The sequence below is a fragment of the Zobellella maritima genome (genome assembly GCF_003075035.1).
In the GTDB taxonomy this organism is placed as follows: Bacteria; Pseudomonadota; Gammaproteobacteria; order Enterobacterales; family Aeromonadaceae; genus Oceanimonas; species Oceanimonas maritima.
The window spans coordinates 53,339-75,017 of record NZ_QCZE01000008.1 but is presented as its reverse complement, the minus strand read 5'-3'; the positions used below and the strand labels follow the sequence as shown (position 1 = coordinate 75,017).

Here is a 21,679-nt window from a genome sequence, read left to right as displayed (position 1 = left end):
GCAAGCTTGTTAACTCGGGTCGGCAAACTCCAGGCCAATACCATCTGTTTCTATCCGTACTACCTTCATGGTGAGTGGTGGCAGAGTCTGGTCCCAGTCCGAATCCAGGACCTCTGCTTCAAGCAACATGCCCCGCGAAAAATCTGAAGTGGTGGCAACCTCTACGAAGACGCCGCTTTCGGAGAGGTCTCTGATATTGCCATTGATAGGCCCGAAGTGCTCGTTACTCAGGCGTATCTTGCAGGTTGTTTTACGGCGCGGGTGTCTGCGGCGATCTTCCATTGCCCTTCCCCCCTTGTGTTAGGGTCTGATGCTGTACCGTTGGTCCGTCATCCAGGGCCGAAACGGGTCCCTTAGGCTTAAAGTATAGGCGGGCCGGTGGGCTCTGGAAGGCAATATCTGTCAAGATGCAAAAATGTATTGTTTCGGGAGAGTGACTCGATTAGGGCATTTGCTATGTTGCGCCTTCTTCCTCCCGAATTCGGGAGCGGAAGATCATCATCCAACTGCTTAAAGCCAGCCCAGTCCCTTGAGCAGGGTGGCGCCCAGGCTGGCGGTGACCAGGGAACCCAGGGTAGTGACTGCAATGATATTGGCGGCCAGTACGGCGTTACCCCCCATGGCGCGCACCATCACATAACTGGCGGCCGCGGTAGGAGAGGCATTGATCAAAAACAGCATGGCCAGCTCGGCGTCGCGGAAACCGAGCATAAATCCGCCGCCGGTGATCAGTGCTGGTATGGCCAGCAACCGCAGCAAGGCGACCGGCATCAGCAGCCCGGTTTCCTCGCTGCCTGACTTCAGGCTGAGGGTGGCACCCGTACATAGCAGCGCCACCGGTAATGTCATCTGGGCCAGGTATTGGCCTGTTTGCATTAGCACATTGGGCAGTTGGGTGCCGGTGACGGCGAATGGCAGGGCGGCAAGGATGCCGATAATCAGCGGATTTTTGACGATACCCCCGAGGATATTGCCCAGTTGCAGGCCTTTATCTCGGTTCAGGCTGCGATTCAGGGTGACCACCGCCAGTATATTGAAGAGGATGGTCAGGCAGGCCACATACATGGCGATGGCCGCGACCCCCTGGGTGCCGTAGGCATTATTTACATAGGCCAGGCCGACAATCCCCATGTTGGCCCGAAAGGCACCCTGAACCAGTATGCCCCGCAGTGGTTTGTGCGGGGTCAGGCGGGATGCCAGTACTTCCAGTAATACATAGACGATCAGGGTTGCCAGCACCCCGTATAAAATCAGCGAGGGGCTGGCCATCTGGCTGAAGTCGGTATTGACGATGCTGGTAAACAGTAGCATCGGAAGGGCGATGTTAAACACCAGCTTGCTGGCGCCGTCGATAAAGGCATCGGTTATCATCCTGGTGCGGCGCAGGCCGATCCCCAGCAACAACAACAGGCAGATAGGTCCGGTAATGGTGATGGAAAAGGCCAGGCTGGCCAGCAGATTGTGCATGGGATAGGTATATTCGGGAAGAGGGGCCCGTAAGCATGCCTCGGGGGAGCTATTTGAGCAACAGCTTCGTTATGGCCGGCAGATCATAATGGAAGGCCGATGATAAATAAAAAGGGCGCAAATCATGCGCCCTTTTTATTTATCATCGATGATCGCCAGCCCGTTCCGGCTGATAGTTGACAGCGGTAATGGTCACAGTCAGGGGTTTGCCCTGAGGGCCCGGCCATTCGATGCTCTGACCTACCGCCAGGCCAAGCAGGGCGCTGCCGATGGGGGCCAGTACCGAAATCTTGTCTTTGGCGCCGTCCATATCCCGCGGGTAGCAGAGTGTCTTGGTAAAGACCTCTTTATTGTGCGCCATGGTAAAACTGATGGTCGAATTCATGGTCACTATGTTGGTGGGCACGTCGGCCGGTTCAACCACGGTGGCACGATCCAGCTCGTCTTCCAGGCGGCGTATTGCTTGCGAATCCGGCTGGTGCTCGAGCAAGGCCTCGAGTCGGGCCAAATCCAGGGTCGAAATAGTAATAGGGGGCAGCTGAGCCATATAAGACCTCCATAAAAAACAGGCAACGCCAAAAAGCGCTGCCTGAACTCAACACTTAAGATATACATCAAGATGAATGCTTAAGCCAGCCCTGCGCCCGGCAATTTATTGGCATGTCGGTATTGTGGTGGACTGTGACCACGATAGCGGGTGTTGGCTCATGATATTGGCCTGTTTGGTTCCGAGCCACGGCTTGCGTGGCGCCTTGAACAACACCAGTTTCGATCTGAATGAGTCCCATTTGCTGGCCGGCAAAACCGGTATCGATACGGCGATCAACAATAATATATTTGTCAATGCCTCGGTTTGGTACATCGATACCGGCGTGCATACCACAGTCGGTACCTTCGAGACCAGTATCGATTCGATCGCCTATATGGTCGGGCTGGGCTACAAAATTTAATGGATTTACTATGTAGAGAGAAGGTCAACCCTGGCAATGTGTGGGCAGACCGGGTCTGCCCGTTTTTTATGCTACGGCCGCCGGTTGTTCAACCTGCTCCTTGACCTTGTCGACAATATAGGCGCCGATGGGAATCGCCGAGGTGGCTGCGGGTGAAGGGGCATTGCAGACATTGATGGTGCGCTTGGTGTTGACGAACAGGAAGTCATCCACCAGTTTGCCATCTTTGGACACCGCCTGGGCGCGAATACCGGCCGGGTAGGGCGTCATGTCATCCACGTTCAGGCTGGGGCAATATTTGCGTACCAGTTCCAGGTAGCCGGCCTTGTTGATGGAGTTCTTCATTTCCATCAGGCCCGGTTTGAGGTTTTTCATCAGTACCTTCAGAATGCCCGGATAGGTAAACATTTCCAGGGTATCTTTCAGCGAGATGTCGCACTTATCGTAGCCTTCCCGCTTGAAGGCCAGTACGGCGTTGGGCCCGACGGTCACGGTGCCGTCTATCATGCGGGTCAGGTGTACGCCCAGGAACGGCATGTTGGGATCCGGGATGGGGTAGATCAGGTGATTGACTATCTGGTTGTGCTCGGGCCTGAGCAGATAGTATTCGCCTCGGAAGGGACATATTTTGAAATCGGGTTTCAGTCCCAGCATGCGCACCACCCGATCGGCCATCAGCCCGGAACAGGACACCAGGTATTTGCCCTGTACGTCGCCCCGGGAAGTTTCTACCACCACCTGGCTGGTCTCTTCTTTCAGACCAATGACCTCGGTGCTGTAACGGATTTCACCGCCCAGGCGCTCGAACTCCTTGCCCATGGCGGCGGTGACCTGCTTGTAGTTCACTATACCGCTGGAGGGGACGAAGATGCCGCCCACGCCGGTGATGTTGGGCTCCCGCTCCTTGAGCTCCTCGGCATTGAGCCAGTAGCGTTCCAGGCCGTTGGCCTCGCTCCTGTCCCACAGCGCCTTCATGCGCTCCATTTCCAGTTCATTGGTGGCGACCAACAGCTTGCCGCATTCGTCGAAGGGGATCTCATGTTCGCGGCAGAAGGCCTTGGTGGCGAGGTTGCCTTCCAGGCAGAATTTGGCCTTGAGGCTGCCGGGGGTGTAGTAAACCCCCGCATGGATCACGCCGCTGTTGTGACCGGTCTGATGATGAGCCGGACCGGACTCCTTTTCCAGCAACAGCATCTTGCTGTCGGGGTAGGTTTTTTTCAGTTGCCAGGCGGTCGACATGCCGACGATGCCGCCACCGATAATGATGAAATCAAACACTGCTCTGTTCACCTTTGGTTAAAGGGGCAAAAGCCGGGGTCTGGCCCCGGCGGCTGTGGTGCTCATGGTTATTCCGGAACGCCTGCGTAACGGGTTATCAGGCCATTATACCTGTTGCGGGTTCTTCAGAGTCTTGGCATGGGTAAAGTAACCGCGCTGGCGCATCAACTCCCGGCGCAGGCCTGAGTGGGCCACAAATTTGTCCCGACCATGCAGCCAGAAGTGGTTGTTGATCACCAGGAAGGAACCCATGGGCACGGGGACGGATACTTTCTTGGCACTGGTTTCCAGCGCCTCGGACAGATCCGCCAGCCAGACACCTTCATCATAATTCTTGGGCTGCACGAACTGGTCTATGTACGACATGATGGGTAGGCCGCTGCGATCGGTATCGAACACAGCGTGATACACATCCTTGGTGGTATTTTTGCTCGGCGGCGCGGCCCAGCGCATCACCCTGCGAGCCATGGGATCGGCGTAGAACCGCTCCAGGTGTTCCCAGTCGTCCAGGTGCAGCAACAGGGAGTTGCCGCCTTCCATATTCTGCTCGTCAATCTTCAGCATCAGCACATAGTCAGTGTCCTGCTCGACAAAGGTACCGTCGTTATGTAACTCCATCACCCGGTGCGCCTGGCGCAGATAGCTGTCGGAATTGTCCTGATTCTGGACCACGAAGCGGGCGTAGTACTGGCCGCTCATGGCATCGAAGTTGGAACGGCCGAACAGATGAGCCACGGCGGTGGTGAATTTGACCATGTCTTCGGCCTGTTCAACCTGGTTCAGTCCTTCTGGTGTGATCAGCAGGCCGCCGGTGTTGCGGTCGACCAGGGTATTGATCAGCAGGGGCTGCAGTGCCTGGCCACACAGATCATTGAGGATCTGACTGACGCGAAAGCGCAGGAAGGACTTGTACTCCAGGGCCTGGATCGGCCACTCGGCGCACGCCGCCAGAAAATCGCTGACAAGTTTCTCATCGAAGCGCAGTTCCAGCAGGCGCTTTGATTGGGCGGAGGGAGTCAGGCTAAACCCCTGGTGTTTGTGGTTGATGAAATCGGCGGTGGCGACGTTGGACATGGGACACTCCTGTATCTGTAAGCTGTAGTCACGAAACGTAATGTCGTCGTATATATAAAATGTCGACATTTTTGGTTATTGTCAATAAGTGGTTGTGGATTTATGATCTCAACTACAATTTCGATATAATCTCTTCATCGTCTATTTCAGGAAGATGGCATGAGCAATCTTGAAACCCCGCGGGAAAACCTGGCGAAAGCCGCCTATCAGGGGCTTAAGCAAGACATTATCCGTAGTCATTTCGAACCGGGTGAGAAGCTGCTGATGAGCACCCTTAAAACCCGCTATGGTCTGGGGGTCAGCCCCTTGCGGGAGGCCCTGTCGCAACTGGTGGTGGAACGGCTGGTGACCGCCGAAAGCCAGCGGGGTTTCAGGGTCAGCCCCATGTCGCTGGCTGAATTGCAGGATATCTATGATGCCCGGGCCCAGCTGGAAGGCCTGGTAGTGGAGCTGGCCCTGGCACGTGGAGACGATATGTGGGAGGCGGGGGTGGTGGCGGCACACCACGCCCTGGCCAAGGTAACCCAGCTTGACTCGGTGGAAGATCAGCTGAGCCATTGGGATGTCCGCCATCAGGCGTTTCACCAGGCAGTGGCCGCCGGCTGCTGCTCTCCCCAGCTGCTGGTGGTTCGTCAGACCCTGATGGATCAGGCGGCCCGCTACCGTTATCTGTGGTTGCGGCAGACGGTATTCAGCGAACAGGCGCTGGCGATCAAGCAACAGGAGCACCAGGCCTTGTTCGACGCCATCCTGGCCCGTAACCCGCAAGCCGGCACCATGATGCGTGACCATCTGCTCAGCCCGGTGGCGCTGATCACCCGGATATTGACCGAAAAAGGCGTGCGCTAGCCCAATGCCGTTCAATTAAGATGAAAAGGGGACCCCCCCTCCACAGGCCGGCTCTCCGGAGTTTAAGGCCACCTGCGCTGGATGACGTCAGTGGTCGCTTGGAAGATGAGGGCGCCCCTTAACGGAACAGCAGTATGCGTTAGCCCAGCCTCTGACTGCGGGTGTCCTGCCCGCAGCCAATTTCCCATCTCCAGCCTCACATACCTGGGCACGGGCTCCGGCTCCTGGCCCCCAGCCATTAATCCCGCCCAAACGAACCCTTTTGTTCTTATATGCTATCTACTTTTAAAAAATCAGTTCTTATCACTTTATTAAAAGAAGACCTTGCCTCCAGAAGTTTAGCCGTGTAAATATACAGCCATTCGGACGTCTAAACGTCTTTTGGGTCGGAGAGAGCACAGAGATAAAAATCATGGCTTTGCCGCCCAGAAAATCCAGGAAGTGATCACCCGGGCGCTGGGCGACGAAGTGGCGGCTCTGGATAACGCTGGCGAGGGTATCATCCAGATCGACGAGCCGGCCTGCCGCGAGCTGATGCCGCTGCGCAACAGCAAGCAGGCGGCCTATCTGGAGTGGGCGGAAAAAGTGTTCCGGTCAAGCGCTGCAGGAGTGAGCGATGCTACCCGGATCCACACCTGTATGTGTTACTCTGAGTTCAACGAAATCATCGAATCGATTGCCCGCCTGGATGCGGATGTGATGACCATAGAAACCTCCCGCGCCGATATGGAGCTGCTGGATGTGTTCCGGGACTTCGCCTATCCCAACGAGATTGGCCCGGGTGTGTATGATATTCACTCGCCTCGTATCCCTACCGTGGCGGAAATGGTTACACTGATTAAAAAGGCCGTTGAACGTCTGCCGAAAGAGCGTATCTGGGTTAACCCGGACTCTGGTCTCAAGACCCGAACCGGGAAGAAACCCGTGAAGCCCTGGCCAACAGGGTGTCCGCTACGCCGGTACTGCGCAAGGCCTATGCCGAGTTCAGGGTGTAAGGAATAGATTTTTATTTAAGTTGTAGGAGACAGACATGGGATTTCATAGCGCGCGACATGTAGAAGCGCTGAACCAATCCTTGGCCGATTTGAACGGCGATATCAATGTATCTTTTGAATTCTTCCCGCCTAACAGCGAGCAGATGGAACAGACCTTATGGCACTCGGTTGAGCGGCTTAAGGAACTGGCCCCCAAGTTTGTCTCCGTTACCTATGGTGCCAATTCCGGCACCCGGGATCGGACCCACAAGGTGATCAAGGATATTCAGGACAAGACCGGCCTGGTGGCCGCGCCGCACCTGACCTGTATCGATGCCAGCAAGGATGAATTGCGTGGTATCGCCCGGGATTACTGGAACAACGGCATTCGCCAGATCGTCGCCCTGCGCGGCGATCTGCCCGAGGGCCTGGCCAAGCCGGAGATGTATGCTGCCGACCTGGTGACCCTGCTGAAGGAAGAAGCGGATTTCGATATATCGGTGGCCGCCTATCCCGAAGTACACCCGGAAGCGAAAAGCGCCCAGGCTGACCTGCTCAACCTGAAGCGCAAGGTGGATGCCGGCGCCAACCGGGCCATCACCCAGTTTTTCTTCGATGTGGAGTCGTACCTGCGCTTCCGGGACCGTTGCGTCACCATCGGTATCGACGTGGAAATCGTGCCGGGCATACTGCCGGTATCCAACTACCAGACGCTGCTGAAATTCGCCGGTTTTTCCAACGTCAAGATCCCGAGCTGGATGCACCAACGTTACCAGGGCCTGGAGAATGACCAGCACACCCGCAATCTGGTGGGCGCCAGCATCGCCATCGATCAGGTACGGGTGCTGAGCCGGGAAGGGGTGAAGGATTTCCATTTCTATACCCTGAACCGTTCCGAGCTGACCTACGCCATTTGTCATACCCTTGGCGTGCGGCCGCCGGTCGCGGAAGTCAGATAACAGCCAGCCGTTTATCAACCAAACCCCGCCAGCGATGGCGGGGTTTTTTATTTGGTGACGGCCAGGCAGTCTCTAACGAGTACCTTTTTATTATTGACTTTTAAATCGGCTTCATTTCACTATGGCCGGCCCTCTGCCCGCAATAGCAGCCTCGGAGTGACGTCGCGATGACCATGCCGAGGGCCGGCTGTTCGGCATGTCCTGACCCCAGTGGCATTGGACTGTTTGATATAACAACAAAAAGGAATTCTTGATGAGTGTTAAGCATGTTTTTGCTGCCCTGACCGCGGCCATCAGCCTCGGCATGGCCTCGCCAACCCTGGCCCAGGAAACCCGGGAGTTTTCGGTGTCCACTGTGCTGTCCGATGCCTTCCCCTGGGGCCAGGCGGCTTCCAAGTGGGCCGAGCTGGTGAATGAAAGATCCGAAGGGCGCATTACCCTCAAGGTCTACCCCAATGCCCAGCTGGTGTCCGGTGATCAGACCCGGGAATTTTCCGCCATGCGCAGCGGCTTGATCGATATGGCGGTGGCCTCGACCATCAATTGGTCGCCCCAGGTACCCGAACTGAACCTGTTTTCGCTGCCGTTCCTGATGCCCGACGAGGCCGCCATCGATGCCATCACCCAGGGTAGTGCCGGTGAGAAGGTGTTTGCCGCCATCGAAAAGAAAGGTGTCATGCCGCTGGCCTGGGGCGAAAACGGCTTCCGTGAACTGTCCAACTCCAAGCACCCGATCGACGGCCCTGAGGATGTCAGCGGCCTCAAGGTGCGAGTGGTCGGCTCACCCCTGTTCCTGGACACCTTCAATACCCTGGGGGCCAACCCGACCCAGATGAGCTGGGCCGACGCCCAGCCGGCGTTGACCACCGGCGCCATTGACGGCCAGGAGAATCCGCTGTCGGTATTCGACGTGGCCCGGGTGGATCAGGTGGGTCAGAACTATCTGACCCTGTGGCATTATATGGCCGATCCCCTGGTGTTCGGTGTCAACAAGAAGGTCTGGAAATCCCTGTCTGCCGAGGATCAGCAGCTGCTGCGTCAGGCGGCCATCGACGCCGGTGCCTGGGAGATCGAGAAGTCCCGCAGCGAGCTGGCCGCTACCCTGGCTGCCATCAAGGAACGGGGTGTCGAGGTGACCGAATTGAGCCCTGAGCAGCATCAGGCCTTCGTCGATGCCACCGCCACCGTCTATGAAAAGTGGACGCCGCGCATCGGTGCCGAGTTGGTCGCCGAAGCAAAGGCCGCGATCGAAGCCCGTTAATTACTACGTTTTGTCTGTCCGACGGCATTGTCGGGCAGATTCCATGTATTGGTTCATGTTCTGTTAAGAGTTGTACCCATGTCCAAATCTGCCCCCGATGCCAGGCCCGAGCGCTGGCTGGCGGCCCTGGCCCTGCTGGCTGTCTGTGTGATCAGCCTGGGTAATGTGGTGGTGCGTTATACCACCGATGCGTCTTTTGCCTTTACCGAAGAATTTTCCGTGTTCCTGTTGGTTGTGCTGACCTTTGCCGGTGCGGCGGTGGCCTCCCGCCGACATGCCCATATCCGTATCGAGCTGGTGGAAGACAAGCTGCCGCTCCGGCTGCGGCCCCTGCTGTATGTGTTGCAATGGGCCGCCAGTGTTCTGCTGTTGGGATTGGTGGTTTGGTACGGCGGTTTGCTGGCCTATGAGGAATACAGTTGGGAGTCGCTGTCGCCGGGTTTGGGATACCCCACCTGGATATATATCATCTGTCTGCCGCTGCTGTGTCTGGCCATTATCTGGCGGCTGACCCAGAGCCTGGTCGAGCGTTGCCGGACCTGCACCTTGAGTGGAGGTCACCATGAGTCCTGATCTGTTGATGCTGCTGGTGTTCGGCTGTGCCATGCTGCTGGGGGTGCCGGTGGCCTTTGCCCTGGGGCTGGGAGGGGCCGCCGGTATCCTGGTTGGCCTGTCGCCCGACATGCTGGCCACCCTGGGTACCAATACCTACAACAGTATCGCCAAGTATCCCCTGATCGCCATTCCCCTGTTTATCCTTACCGGGCTTATCTTCGAACGGGCCGGGGTGGCGGCCAGCCTGGTGCGTTTTGCCCAGGCCATTATCGGCCCTCGTCACGGCGGCCTGGGCCTGGTGGTGGTGCTGGTGTGCCTGATCATGGGTGGCATGAGCGGTTCGGGGCCGGCGGATGCGGCGGCGGTGGCCATGGTGATGCTGCCGAGCATGGCCAGGGCCGGTTATCCCAAGGCGTTTTCGGCGTCGTTGATTGCGGCGGCCTCGTCTACCGCCATCCTGATACCGCCGTCGATCGCCCTTATCCTCTACTCCATAGTGGTACCGGGCGTGGATCTGCGGGCGCTGTTCGCCGCCGGCCTGTTCCCCGGCATCTTGGCCGGACTGTCGCTGCTGCTGCCGGTGTGGTGGTTGGCCAGGCGCAATGGCTGGGAAGACCCGCAAAAAGGTGAGCGTCCGCCGCTCAAGGATAGCTTCGTCCGGGCGCTCCCGGCGCTGTTTGCTCCCGTGCTGATCCTGGGAGGACTACGCTCCGGTTTGTTTACTCCGACCGAAGCGGCGGTGGTGGCGGTGACCTATGGCCTGCTGGTGGGCGTATTTGTCTACCGTCAGCTGAACATCAGGGAGGTATGGCACCTGCTGGGTGAGGCGGGGATGATCTCGGGGGTGGTGATGATCATCATCTCCCTGGCGGGTATCTTCGCCTGGGCCGGTACCACCCTCGGCACCTTTACCCATCTGGCCAACGGCCTGTTGTCGCTGTCCGACAACGGCTGGGTGCTGATGATACTGATCATGGTGCTGGTGCTGCTGGCGGGCATGCTGTTGGATGCCATTTCCATTTATCTGATCATCACTCCCATACTGATCCCCCTGATGCAGCATTTCGGCTGGAATCCGGTGTGGTTCGGCATCTTGCTGGCGATGAATATCGCCGTCGGCCAGTTCACCCCGCCGGTGGCCATCAACCTGATGGTGACCACCCAGATTGCCGGTATCCGGCTGGAGAAAACCTTCGGCTGGGCGCTGTTCTTCATGGCCACCATGTTGTCGGCGCTGGTGCTGGTGATGTTGTTTCCGGGCATCGCCCTCTGGCTGCCCGACAGGCTGGGCTTTGTGGTGGGAGAGTGGTAGCGCTGTTATCCTGCCATTTATGAAAGAGTATGCCCCGCCTGGAATGGCGGGGCATTTTGTTTTAGAAGCGACTCTTATGGCCCAGCAGGCGCAGGGCGTTGAGGGTGACCAGGGCGGTGGCGCCGGTGTCGGCCAGCACCGCCAGCCACAGGCCGGTGATGCCGGTCAGGCTGGTCACCAGGAAGATGGCCTTGAGTCCCAGGGCCATGCCGATATTCTGGCGGATATTGGCATGGGCCGCCCGCGACAGGCGCACCGCGTCCGCCAGGGCGGTGAGCCGGCTATGGGTGAGCGCGGCGTCGGCGGTGTCCAGCGCCACATCCGTGCCCTGGCCCATGGCGATGCCGACGCTGGCCTGCCTGAGTGCGGGCGCATCGTTGATGCCATCCCCCACCATGGCCAGCGGCAGCTGCCCGTTCAGGCGGGCAACGGTGTTCTGCTTGTCTCGGGGCTTGAGCCCGGCCTGGAAGTCAATGCCGAGCGATCCCGCCATCCGGGCGGCGACGGTCGGATTGTCGCCGGTTAGCATCAGGCAGCGGATATCCAGCTGTTGCAAGGCGGTGATCCCGGCCTGGGCATCGGCTCGCAGGCTGTCCCGGAAGGCGAACAGGGCGGCGACCTGTTGATCCAGGGTCAGTACCACCAGGGTGCAGGCCTCGAGCTGCAAGGCCGACACCCGGGCTTGCTGTAACTCGCTTAATGATTGTGCGGGTAGATGGGCCGGGTTGCACAACAGCAGCTGCTGCCCTTGCCATTCCCCCTCGATCCCGGCGCCGGGCAGGGTGCGCCTGTGGCTCATATGCTGGGGGACTATGCCTTCCCGGGCGGCCGCCCGCACCAGGGCCTTCGCCAGTGGATGGTGGGAGCCGGCTTCCAGGTTGGCGCTGAGCTGCAATACCTGCTCACGCTCAAAGGGAGCCGAAACCAGCAGCTTCACCAGCTCCGGCCGGCCCGTGGTCAGGGTGCCGGTCTTGTCGAACGCCATGGTACGGACCTTGCCCATCTGCTCCAGTGCCGCCCCGCCCTTGATTAATACTCCCATGCGGGTGGCGGCGGCCAGCGCCGAAGTGACGGCCGCCGGGGTGGAAATGACCAGGGCACAGGGGCAGCCGATCAGCAGCAACGCCAGGCCGCGATAGACCCAGGTTTCCCAGGCGGCGGCGAAGGCCAGCGGCGGCACCAGCATCACCAGCAGCGCCGCCAGCATCATGGCCGGGGTATACCAGCGGCTGAAGTTATCGATAAAGCGGGCGATGGGCGCCCGATTGGCCTCGGCCTGCTCGATCAGGTGCAGGATCCGATCGATGGCATTGTGGCCGGGCTGGGAGTCGACCCGCAACCGTACCGCCATATCCACTACCAGGCTTCCTGCGGTAAGGCGATCGCCCTGTTGCTTGTCGACCGGCATCGACTCGCCGGTGAGCGCGCTTTCATCAAAGGCGGCGAGGGGGGAAAGCAGGGTGCCGTCCACCGGTAGTCGGGCACCGGGGTGAATTTCTATGGTATCGCCGGGCTTGAGCCGGTGGGCGGCCACCTGTTCGATGCCGGTTGCGGTGACGCGTGAGGCGGTGTCGGGCACCAGGGCCATCAGGGATCTGACCCCCCGGCGGGCCCGTTCGGCGGCCAGCCGTTCGAGCTTTTCCCCCACCATAAACAGCAACAGCACCATGGCGGCTTCGGCGGTTTCGCCCAGCACCAGTGCCCCGACGGCGGCGACCGTCATCAGGGTTTCGATAGAAAAGGGGGAACCGCTGCGGGCTGAGCGCCAGGCCCGCGTGGCCACCGGCCAGAGCCCCCACAGGGTGGCCAGGCTGAACAGCAGACCGCCAGCCCCGTCGTGCTGGGTGCCGACCAGGGTGGCGATAGCCATCAGCCCCAGCAACAGGGCGATATCCCAATAGCCTTTAAGGCGATCGGCCAGACGGCTTTCCGGTTCCGTTGCCGTGACGACGGCACTGGCCGCGAAGTCGAAGCCGGCGATTTGGATGGTTTTTTCTATGTCGGCCCGGGTGGTGGGGGCCTGCCAGTGTACTTCCAGCCGTTCGGTGGCAAAGCGGACTTCGGCGCTTTGCACCCCGGGCAACCGGCGCAGGGCGGTCTCTATCTGGGCGGCGCAGCTTGGGCAGTCCATGCCCTGGATTTGCCAGTGATGGAGTCCGGGGACCGTGTCACTATCCTCATCGGGAGGGGAGTCGGACGAGGCTGTGGTGGCCGACGGAATATCGGCCTGTGGAGCGTCGACCAGGTCTGGCTCGGTACGGGGGGCACAGCCGGCGGTATGTTGCTGCCCGGCCGCCTTGTGTTTGGGTGATGAATGATGACAGCAAGATCCCATGGTTTTTCTCCTTGTTGGTTATAGGAGGAGTTTAGACCCTGAAGGTATCTCCAGAGTCAAGGGGCGGTAGAAACTGACGGGCATGGTCGATCAGACGCCGGGACAGATCTTTGTGGATACCTCGCTCGAGCAACCAACGGTGCCAATACAGGGTCTGGATCAGCGGCCCCTGGGGATAGAGTTCCACCAGCCGGCTTCGGGCCAGATCATCGGCGATCATCAGCCTGGGGATCAGGCAATAGGCGGCGCCGGAGCGGGCGATGGCGACAAAGGCTTCGGATGAGCGCACCGTATGGCAGGGATAGTCGCCGGCGGCCAGCCCAAAATGCTGTTTGATATAGCGGGCATGCATGTCGTCCCTTTGATCGAAGGCCACCGCCGGCGCCCGTTGCAGGGCATCATGACTCAGGCCATCGGCAAAGTAGCGGGCCTTGAATTCCGGGGTGGCCACCAGGATATAGTCCATCTGGCCCAGTCGGTCGCAACGGCAGCCCGGCAGGGGGCTGGCGGCCAGGCTGATGGCGCCGAAGGCTTCGCCGCTCTTCAGCTTGTCCAGGGTGCGGGACTCGTCTTCGATCAGCAGGTTTAGCTCGATAGGGTGGGAATGCAGCAGGGGAGTCAGCGCCGGTATCAACCAGGTGGCGAGGCTGTCGGCATTGACTGCTATGGTGACCCCCAGCGGTTTTTGCGGGGCATCGGGCAGCAACTCGGCCATCAGGGCGTTCTCCAGCTGGCTCACCTGCCGGTAATGGGCCAGCAACTGCCGGCCCGCCTCGGTCGGCAGCGGCGGCTGGCCTCGTACCAGCAGAGGCTGAGCAAGGCGCAGCTCCAGCTGCTTGATGCGCTGGGACACCGCCGATTGGGTCAGGTGCAGCAGACGGGCGGCGCCGTCGAAGCTTTGCTCGCTCACTACCTTATCCAGGGCTTCCAGCAACTTATAGTCCAGTACGCTCATTAATAATTCTTATCCATATAAAATTATATTAGTTTTACTAAACTGTAGCGCTTCTCTACTCTGGCCTCCACCGGTATCGGTTCCTTCATCTGGTTTAACAGGAGTGCAGCGTTATGTATTGGTTACCCTGGTTACAAGGTTTCGGTCTGGGGGCCGGCCTGATCATGCCGATAGGGGCGCAGAATGCCTTCGTACTCAATCAGGGCATCCGTCGTCAGTATCACCTGCTGGTGGCGGCCATCTGTAGCCTGTTCGATGTGGCCTTGATCAGCGCAGGGGTGTTCGGTGGCGGTGCCGCCCTGCAGGCCAACGGGGTGCTGATGTGGGGGATCAGCCTGGCCGGCATCCTGTTCCTGCTGATCTACGGCAGCCATTGCTGGCGGCGGGTGTTCCGGGACAGCGAGGGGCTGGCCATCGGCGGCAAGACCCAGGGCCTGAAGGCGGTGATCATCGGGGTGCTGGCGGTGACCCTGCTCAATCCTCAGGTGTATATAGAAACCGTGATGATCCTCGGCTCCGTGGGGGGCGGCCTGGATCAGCAGGCCAAATGGGCTTTTGCCCTGGGTTGTATCAGTGCCTCGCTGCTGTGGTTCTTCACCCTGGCGCTGGCGGCGGCCCGGATGAGCGCCTGGCTCAGTCGGCCCTGGGTGCAGAAGATCATGGATGGCGCCATCGGCACCCTGATGTGGCTGCTGGCCGCCAAGCTGGCGCTGGGCCTGGGCGAGAGCCTGCTATAACAGTGCGGCCAGCCCGCTCTGCTGCGCCAGACGATCTCGGTGCACGGCCAGGGTGGTGGCCTCGACCAGCTCGTCTACCTGCCCCGGCGCCATAAAGCGTTCGCTGAAACCGGGGCTGACCGGATCGATATGCAGGCGTGCGGCCAGTATGATATGGGCGATCAGCTCCCGCACCCGCTCTATGCCCATGGCCACCCGGATACCGGTGCGGCTGATGCCGGCGGCGGCCAGGGCGGTGTCGTCCAGTTCAGAGTGGGAGGTCAGCGCCGGGCAGAGCACCAGGGTATTGGTCTGGCCCAGACTGACCATATGGGAAAAGGCCGGCTCCAGGGCGTCGAAGAAACGTACGAAGGCGTCACGGGGCAGCCCGGCCGGCTCGAGATCGAAGGTAAACAGCGGGCTGGGCAGGCCGAGTTCGAGCAGCTGCCGACGTAGCCCGGCGTTGGGATGCCCCTCCAGGGCGTGGGAGTTCACCCGGATCTGGGGATGGGAGTCCAGGAAACGGGTAAACACCAGGGTATTAATGCACTTGGCCAGCATGCGCAGCTCCAGGGTCTTCAGCCCCGTCATCACCTCATAGGCCTTGTCGCCGTCGAGAAAGGCTCCCTTGATGTAATACACCTGCCAGAACAGGGTTTGCTCCCAGCCGGGTTCACCCTTGGGCAGGAACATGCGTGGCTGAAGACCTATCACCACTCCGGCGGTGGTACTGCCGGTGCCGCTCAGATCCTTGGTATAGGAGTGGATGACGAAATCCGGCCGCTCGGTTTTGTCCGTTCTTTGCAGGGGGCGAAACAGCACAGGGGTGGCCAGGGTTGCATCCAGCATCACCAAGGCACCGGCACTATGACTGTGCCGGCAGATGGCGGGCACATCCAGCATCAGGCCATGGGGGTTGCAGGGGGATTCCAGATAGACCCGCAGCCGGGCGCCCCGGTCCAGTGCCGGTTGGTGTTCGGTGAGCAGCTGGTGCAGTGCTTGTTGGAATTCTTCCTCGGTGGTGCCGTCGAACCAGACCAGGGTAATCCCCAGTTTCTGCGGCCTGGCGTAGTAATCCTGCAGCAGCTGGTGCACGCCGCCATAGACATTGCGGCTGACCAGCAGGATGTCGTCACGCTCCAGCACAGTGCCCAGCAGGGCGTCGATGGCGGCCATGCCGGAATTGAAGTTCCAGGCCAGGTAGTCGGGGCTGTGGTGGCCGGCTTCCAGCTCGACCATGGTGTTGGCCAGCGCCAGGGAGGTGGGGTTGAGCAGCCGGGTGTAGATGGGGTGGCTGGATTCCCGGCCCTGGAAGGCATCGTCTATCCATTCGGTGCAGGCATAGACATAGGTGGCGGTACGCACTATCACCGGATTGGCGGAGAACAATGCCGGCACCCGATCGAACAGCGGATAAGGGCCCTTGGCCAGGCGCGAGCCCAGCTCCATGTTCAGGCCGCGCCATTGCTGGCGGAAGGGGATCTGCAGGTTTTCCAGCACCTTGGCCAGCTGAAAAGAGAGAAACTTCTTGGCGTTGAAGCGGCTGAGCTGCTGCTCGGGGGGCAGGCTGCTGAGGGTATCCCGGGTCAGCTGCCAGAGCGCGTGAATATCCTGGTTGGTGCGGTTGAGGTTGAGCACCGCCTGGCCCAGCCGGCGGCCGTAGGGGCTGTCGGGATCTATGCCGAAATGCTGCAGCTGCTCGGTGACCAGGGCCTGTTCATCCTGGGCCTGGCTGGAATGGCGGCGGGGAGAGAGCTCCGGATTAACGGACATGACTGGCTCCTGTTCAGACATATCCTCAAGCATGGCCGAGGATGGTGGAAAGGGCCAGAGATAGAGATACAGGCAAGTGTTGGCGGTAAAAGGGATAGCGCCGCCGGCTCGCCGTGGTTTCAGGCCACCCGCGCTGGCTAAGGGCTGCGAATATTCACTGGATGTTCGGTCCGTCACCCAACTTGGTGCAGGCAGCAAGCTGACCCATGGGGGCTCAGCCGCGCCACTGGCCGCCATGGATGGCGGTCAGTGGCCGGTTGAGCCAATCCCTTTTATCACTCACTGACGTTTTTGCGGCATCCTGGTTCCCATGCTCTGCGTGGGAATGCAGATGCTCAAGCCTCCAGCGCCTGCTCCAGATCTTTGATGATATCGTCGCTGTGCTCGATACCGATGGACAGGCGGATCATCTCGGGTTTGACCCCGGCCTGGGCCTGCTCGGTTTCGTTCATCTGGCGATGGGTGGTGGAGGCCGGGTGGCAGGCCAGGGACTTGGCGTCACCTATGTTCACCAGCCGCTTGATAAGCTTGAGCGCATCATAGAAACGCACTCCGGCGTCATAGCCGCCCTTCAGGCCAAACGACATGATCGCCGACGGCTTGCCTTCCATGAAGCGTTGGGCCCGCTCAAAATCCGGATGCTCCGGCAGGCCCGCATAGTTGACCCAGGCCACCTGCGGGTGTTTTTGCAGGAACTCGGCCACCTTGAAGGTGTTTTCCACATGCCGTTCCATGCGCAGGGGCAGGGTCTCCAGGCCCTGCAGCAGCAGGAAGGCGTTGAGCGGCGCCAGGGCGCTGCCGGTGTTGCGCAGCGGTACGGTACGGGCACGAGCGATAAAGGCGGCGGGGCCGAAGGTTTCGGTATAGACCACTCCGTGATAGGCCGGCTCGGGCTCGTTGAACAGCGGGAAGCGCGCCTTGTGTTCTGCCCAGGGGAAGTTGCCGCTGTCGACGATGATGCCGCCCAGGGAGTTGCCGTGGCCGCCGATGTATTTGGTGAGCGAGTGCACCACGATGTCGGCTCCGAACGAGATCGGCTTGCACAGCATGGGAGTGGCGACTGTGTTGTCGACAATCAGCGGCACGCCCTGGGCATGGGCGGCGTCGGCCAGGCCCTGAATATCGGCGACATTGCCCGCCGGGTTGCCGATGCTCTCGCAGTACACCGCCTTGGTGTTGCCGTCGATCAGGCGGGCGACGGCTTCCGGGCTGGCATCGTCGGCGAAGCGCACTTCAATTCCCAAGCTGGGCAGCATATGGGCAAACAGAGTGTAGGTGCCGCCATACAGCTGGGGAGTGGTGATGATGTTGTCGCCGCTTTGGGCCAGGGTGAGGATGGCATAGTGGATGGCGGCACTGCCTGCTGAAACCACCAGGCCGGCGATGCCCCCTTCGAGGGCGGCGACCCGTTGTTCCAGCACGTCGTTGGTGGGATTCATGATGCGGGTATAGATGTTACCCGGCACTTCCAGATTGAACAGATCGGCGCCGTGCTGGGCGCTGTCAAACTCGTAGGCTACGGTCTGGTAGATGGGAGTGGCCACGGCCTTGGTGGTGGGATCTGTGGTGTAGCCGTGATGAACAGCCAGGGTTGCGTCTTTCATGGGTCCTTTCCTTGTGCCTGAACGCCGGGGTATCCGGGCGTCAATTGACCCACGACTGTAGGAAGTTTCCCCCTGGCTGTAAAGCGCCGCCGGTTACCCCATTATCTGGATAATGGCCTGTTCGGCGATGTCCTTGTCTTGTTCGGCGTTGGCGCCGGATACGCCGATGGCGCCCAACAGCCGGCCATCCACATGCAGCGGCTGGCCGCCGGCGAAGGCGACCAGGCCGCCGTTGGTGTGTTCCATGCCGGTCAGTTCCGCATGACGGATAATCTCGCCGAATTGTTCGGCGGGCATGGGAAACAGCACGGCGGTACGGGCCTTCTTGAGGGCGACCTCGATGGAGCCGAGCATGGCGCCGTCCATCCGGTTGAAGGCGAGCAGGTGGGCACCGGCGTCGACAATGGCGATATTGACCTTGACGCCAAGCTTGAGGGCATGTTCCCGGGCGGCCTTCAGCATGGCCTGAGCGTGTTCTTCCTTGAGCATAAGATGACCCTTATTCAGCGTTCACTTTTTTTGATACTGACGCCCAGTATTGATTTTTACCCCATGACAATCAAGCACTTGTTAACGGGGCAGGGTCACCGTGGCCAACAGGCCGCCCCGGGGATGGTTGGCGAGCTCCAGGCTGCCGCCGTGCTGGTGGATCAGGGTGCGGGCAATGGCCAGCCCCAGGCCGACGCTGCCGTCCTCCAGGTTGCGGGCGCTGTCCAGGCGGATAAAGGGCTTGAACACTTCCTCCAGCTGTTGCTCCGGAATGCCGGGGCCATGGTCATGCACCAGGATACGCACCGATTCCTTGCCGTCCAGCAACCGTACCTCGACCTTGCCACCGTATTTCACGCCGTTGTCGAGCAGGTTCTGCAGGGCCCGGCGCAAGGCGGTGGGGCGGCCGCGATAGATGATGGGCGACTGCTCGACCAGGGAGACATCGTGGCCGTTGTCCTGCAGGTCGTCACACAGGCTTTCCAGCAGGCTGGGCAGGTCCAGATCCCGTACCGGCTCGGCCAGGCCATCCTCCCGGGCAAACTGCAGGGTGGCGTTGAGCATCTGCTCCATCTGTTTCAGCCCCGCCTGCAGTTTGTGTTTGTCTTCGCCATCGGGCAGGAACTCGGTACGTAGCCGCAGGCTGGTGATGGGGGTGCGCAGGTCGTGGGAGATGGCCGCCAGCATGCGGGTGCGATCGGACACGAACCTGTCCAGCCTATCCTGCATGCGGTTGAAGGCCGCCAGGGTTTCACGAATTTCCCGCGGCCCGCTTTCAGGGACGGGCTCCGCCTTGTCGCCCCGGCCCAGGCGCTCGGCCTGCCGGGCCAGCTCCTTGAGCGGTCGGGTGGTGCGCTGCAGCAGCCAGATCATCAGCCCGGTCAGCAGGCCTGCCAGCAACACCAGTGACAGCACCGCCTTGACCGACCAGCCCGGGGTTTCCCGGTCCGTCAGCGAGGTGAAATGCAGCCACTGGCCATCAGCCAGTTCGATAGCGCCATAGAGACGGATATCCGGCAGCGGTGGCCGTCGGCCGGGGTGGCGATGGCGATGAGGATGGGGGGGCAGCTCGAGCATTCCGTTGCGGGTTTCGGCGCTGATGATCACGGCCCGCCCGGGAGGATAGTCCAGCTTGGTTCGCACTATATGTTCGAGTTTGGCGTTGCGCGCCGCCGGAGCGGGGCGGGAGGCATCTATGTTCAGCAGCAGGGTTTCGCTGCGGCTGGCCTTCAGGATCTCGGATCTCAGCTCTCCGGGCGCCTCGTTGAGCAGGCGGGTGGCGGCGGTCAGCCGTTGCAGGGTAAAGCGGCTGTTGACCAGACCCAGCGCCTCTTCCCGCTCCAGGCGATAGATTTGCACGCCGATCAGCTGGATCAGCAGCAGGGCAAACAGCGCCACCAGGATAATTTGCCCCGCCAGGCTGCCGGCCCAGTAGCCGAGGCGTTTAATCCACATGGCTGATGTCGGCGACCAGCATATAGCCTCCGCCCCAGATGGTTTTGATCAGTTGCGGATTCTTGGAGTCCGGCTCCAGCTTGCGCCGCAGCCGGCTGACCAGGGTATCGATGGCGCGGTCGAAGGCCTGGGCTTCCCGGCCCCGGGCCAGGTCCAGCAGCTGGTCTCGACTCAACACCCGGTTGGGATGCTGGATAAACACCCTGAGCAGATCAAATTCGGCGGTGCTCAGGCTGATGGTGACCCCTTTATTATCCAGCAGCTCGCGACGGGCCATATCCAGGGTCCACTGATTGAAGCGGATCTGTTGCTGCTCTTTTGGTGCCTGGGTCAGGCCCGGCTCGGGGTTACGTCTGAGCACCGCCTTGATCCTGGCCAGCAGCTCCCGGGGGTTGAAGGGTTTGGGCAGGTAGTCGTCGGCACCCATTTCCAGGCCGACGATGCGATCGGTATCTTCCCCCATGGCGGTGAGCATGATGATGGGCACCTCGCTGGAGGCCCTCAGTTCCCGGCACAGGGTCAGGCCGTCTTCGCCGGGCAGCATCAGGTCCAGGATGATCAGGTCAACCGCCTGGCGGGCCAGCTGCTGGCGCATTTCCCGGCCGTCCCGGGCGCCGTTGACCTGGTAGCCGTGTTGCTCCAGGAAGCGCTTCAACAAATCGCGAATCTCGCTGTGATCGTCCACCACCAGCAGGTGCCTGCCTTTATTCATCTTGGTTCCTCAGTCGTTCCATAGGGCCAGTATAAGGCGGTTTTTACGGCAATTAATGTCAAAGTGTGTCAGCCGACAAGGCCGTCACACTTTGCTACAAAAAAGGGAGAGCCAGACACAGTTCGCTGACAGCCGGCTGTTTTACTTCATCTCGAACCCATACCAGAGGTAGAAACCATGAACACCAAGAAAACCGTATTGTTGCTGGCCGCCACCCTGTTTGCCGCCCCTGCGCTGGTCAGCGCCGTCGACGCCAGCGGTACCGAACAAACGGGCCCGAAATGGTCCCATGGTGAGCGCAAGGGACAGGGCGATTGCGGTCACCGGATGGGCGAAACAGGCCACCACAGGGGGGAAGGCCGCCATGGCATGGGCCACCACCCCATGAAAATGGCTCCGCAGAAGTTCGAACAGCGGCTCACCAAGCGGCTGGAGAAGATGGACAGCCCCGAGCTGAAGAAACAGTACCTGGTCAGCCAGAATGCCCGCCTGGAAGCCATGGAGCAGCACATGATACTGTCACGGATGATGGCCGAAAGCCGGGCCGGCAAGATGGAAAACGCCGAGCTCAGGCAGGCCACCCTGGACAAGATAGCCGCCGACAGCCGGCTAAAACAGCAGCAGCTGAAGCTGATGAAGGAAGTGATCGGCAAGCGGCAATAAATCTCCTGATAGCGGGCCTCGTCAGGGGCCCTGTTATTGAAAGCCCCGCCACTGGTCCGCCAAGAAAACCGCAACTGGCCCTTTCAAAAAATCGCTTGCCTTTGTTTACAAAGAGTTAAAAAAAGTTTATTTGAATTGTATGCAACGGCTTTGCTTTTTCCGACAGGCTCTGGTTATACTGGCCGCACATCTTGTCGGAGTGCCCCCTGGGCTGAGACCGCATACGCGGGATCCGTTGAACCTGATCAGGCTAATACCTGCGAAGGGAAGCAAGTGAGAACCGGTCCAAATTTCCAAC

The 21,679-nt window shown here is 60.2% G+C and carries 21 protein-coding genes and 1 riboswitch; of the genes, 9 read left to right on the top strand and 12 right to left on the bottom strand.

What is annotated here, in order from left to right; translation table 11 throughout:
• Positions 1–9: 9 nt before the first annotated feature.
• From DCS96_RS18275 to rnk, 3 genes are all read right to left on the bottom strand, one after another.
• Positions 10–282 carry a PilZ domain-containing protein gene (locus DCS96_RS18275; protein WP_116475847.1) on the bottom strand — a complete coding sequence of 91 codons (273 nt, stop codon included), beginning with the start codon at positions 280–282 and terminating at the stop codon, positions 10–12.
• Between the two features lie 228 nt (positions 283–510).
• Positions 511–1,467 carry an AEC family transporter gene (locus DCS96_RS18270; protein ID WP_116475846.1) on the bottom strand — a complete coding sequence of 319 codons (957 nt, stop codon included), beginning with the start codon at positions 1,465–1,467 and terminating at the stop codon, positions 511–513.
• A gap of 142 nt (positions 1,468–1,609) precedes the next feature.
• Positions 1,610–2,014 (bottom strand): nucleoside diphosphate kinase regulator, encoded by a 405-nt coding sequence (gene rnk / locus DCS96_RS18265; RefSeq protein WP_116475845.1) that lies wholly within the window; start codon positions 2,012–2,014, stop codon positions 1,610–1,612.
• A 160-nt stretch (positions 2,015–2,174) separates the two neighbouring features.
• Between rnk and DCS96_RS18260 the strand changes: the two genes are divergently transcribed.
• The gene (locus DCS96_RS18260) at positions 2,175–2,417 is read left to right on the top strand and encodes an OmpW family outer membrane protein (protein ID WP_157953656.1); all 243 of its coding nucleotides are present in this window, start codon (positions 2,175–2,177) and stop codon (positions 2,415–2,417) included.
• 66 nt (positions 2,418–2,483) lie between these two features.
• On the opposite strand, the gene lhgO is transcribed toward DCS96_RS18260, so the two are convergent.
• Entirely contained in the window at positions 2,484–3,695 is a 1,212-nt protein-coding gene (gene lhgO, locus DCS96_RS18255) for an L-2-hydroxyglutarate oxidase (RefSeq protein ID WP_116475843.1), read from the bottom strand.
• A 105-nt stretch (positions 3,696–3,800) separates the two neighbouring features.
• A complete protein-coding gene (glaH, locus tag DCS96_RS18250; protein ID WP_116475842.1) occupies positions 3,801–4,769 on the bottom strand; it encodes a glutarate dioxygenase GlaH in 969 nt (322 codons plus the stop codon).
• Positions 4,770–4,928: 159 nt separating this feature from the next.
• Between glaH and csiR the strand changes: the two genes are divergently transcribed.
• The 6 genes from csiR to DCS96_RS18220 all read left to right on the top strand — a co-directional run bounded on the left by csiR (position 4,929) and on the right by DCS96_RS18220 (position 10,679).
• Positions 4,929–5,618: a DNA-binding transcriptional regulator CsiR gene (gene csiR, locus DCS96_RS18245; protein WP_116475841.1), complete on the top strand. Its 690-nt coding sequence runs from the start codon at positions 4,929–4,931 to the stop codon at positions 5,616–5,618.
• A 381-nt stretch (positions 5,619–5,999) separates the two neighbouring features.
• Entirely contained in the window at positions 6,000–6,620 is a 621-nt protein-coding gene (locus DCS96_RS18240; RefSeq protein WP_408646021.1) for a hypothetical protein, read from the top strand.
• Between the two features lie 28 nt (positions 6,621–6,648).
• Positions 6,649–7,551: a methylenetetrahydrofolate reductase gene (gene metF, locus DCS96_RS18235; RefSeq protein ID WP_116475840.1), complete on the top strand. Its 903-nt coding sequence runs from the start codon at positions 6,649–6,651 to the stop codon at positions 7,549–7,551.
• Positions 7,552–7,804: 253 nt separating this feature from the next.
• Positions 7,805–8,812, top strand: a complete 1,008-nt coding sequence (locus tag DCS96_RS18230) for a DctP family TRAP transporter solute-binding subunit (RefSeq protein ID WP_198650130.1) — start codon at positions 7,805–7,807, stop codon at positions 8,810–8,812.
• Positions 8,813–8,890: 78 nt separating this feature from the next.
• Positions 8,891–9,385: a TRAP transporter small permease gene (locus DCS96_RS18225; protein WP_116475839.1), complete on the top strand. Its 495-nt coding sequence runs from the start codon at positions 8,891–8,893 to the stop codon at positions 9,383–9,385.
• Entirely contained in the window at positions 9,375–10,679 is a 1,305-nt protein-coding gene (locus DCS96_RS18220) for a TRAP transporter large permease (protein ID WP_116475838.1), read from the top strand. The genes DCS96_RS18225 and DCS96_RS18220 overlap by 11 nt, the downstream gene beginning before the upstream one ends.
• A gap of 61 nt (positions 10,680–10,740) precedes the next feature.
• On the opposite strand, the gene DCS96_RS18215 is transcribed toward DCS96_RS18220, so the two are convergent.
• Positions 10,741–13,014: a heavy metal translocating P-type ATPase gene (locus tag DCS96_RS18215; RefSeq protein WP_157953655.1), complete on the bottom strand. Its 2,274-nt coding sequence runs from the start codon at positions 13,012–13,014 to the stop codon at positions 10,741–10,743.
• Between the two features lie 31 nt (positions 13,015–13,045).
• Positions 13,046–13,969, bottom strand: a complete 924-nt coding sequence (locus tag DCS96_RS18210; protein ID WP_116475837.1) for a LysR family transcriptional regulator ArgP — start codon at positions 13,967–13,969, stop codon at positions 13,046–13,048.
• A gap of 113 nt (positions 13,970–14,082) precedes the next feature.
• Between DCS96_RS18210 and DCS96_RS18205 the strand changes: the two genes are divergently transcribed.
• The gene (locus tag DCS96_RS18205; protein ID WP_116475836.1) at positions 14,083–14,706 is read left to right on the top strand and encodes a LysE/ArgO family amino acid transporter; all 624 of its coding nucleotides are present in this window, start codon (positions 14,083–14,085) and stop codon (positions 14,704–14,706) included.
• Here the strand turns inward: DCS96_RS18205 and DCS96_RS18200 are convergent.
• The 5 genes from DCS96_RS18200 to DCS96_RS18180 all read right to left on the bottom strand — a co-directional run bounded on the left by DCS96_RS18200 (position 14,701) and on the right by DCS96_RS18180 (position 20,718).
• Entirely contained in the window at positions 14,701–16,458 is a 1,758-nt protein-coding gene (locus DCS96_RS18200) for a trans-sulfuration enzyme family protein (protein ID WP_198650129.1), read from the bottom strand. The genes DCS96_RS18205 and DCS96_RS18200 overlap by 6 nt on opposite strands.
• 335 nt (positions 16,459–16,793) lie before the next feature.
• Positions 16,794–18,062: an O-acetylhomoserine aminocarboxypropyltransferase/cysteine synthase family protein gene (locus DCS96_RS18195; RefSeq protein WP_116475834.1), complete on the bottom strand. Its 1,269-nt coding sequence runs from the start codon at positions 18,060–18,062 to the stop codon at positions 16,794–16,796.
• Positions 18,063–18,155: 93 nt separating this feature from the next.
• Complete coding sequence (locus tag DCS96_RS18190) at positions 18,156–18,551, bottom strand: GlcG/HbpS family heme-binding protein (protein WP_116475833.1); 396 nt, start codon at positions 18,549–18,551, stop codon at positions 18,156–18,158.
• Between the two features lie 81 nt (positions 18,552–18,632).
• Positions 18,633–20,006 (bottom strand): ATP-binding protein, encoded by a 1,374-nt coding sequence (locus DCS96_RS18185; RefSeq protein ID WP_116475832.1) that lies wholly within the window; start codon positions 20,004–20,006, stop codon positions 18,633–18,635.
• Positions 19,996–20,718, bottom strand: a complete 723-nt coding sequence (locus DCS96_RS18180; RefSeq protein ID WP_116475831.1) for a response regulator — start codon at positions 20,716–20,718, stop codon at positions 19,996–19,998. Before DCS96_RS18180 ends, DCS96_RS18185 begins: the two co-directional genes overlap by 11 nt.
• Before the next feature lie 177 nt (positions 20,719–20,895).
• Here DCS96_RS18180 and DCS96_RS18175 point away from each other — a divergent pair, with 177 nt between their 5' ends.
• A complete protein-coding gene (locus DCS96_RS18175) occupies positions 20,896–21,381 on the top strand; it encodes a hypothetical protein (RefSeq protein ID WP_116475830.1) in 486 nt (161 codons plus the stop codon).
• Positions 21,382–21,566: 185 nt separating this feature from the next.
• A riboswitch (TPP riboswitch) is annotated at positions 21,567–21,667 on the top strand.
• Positions 21,668–21,679 lie beyond the last annotated feature (12 nt).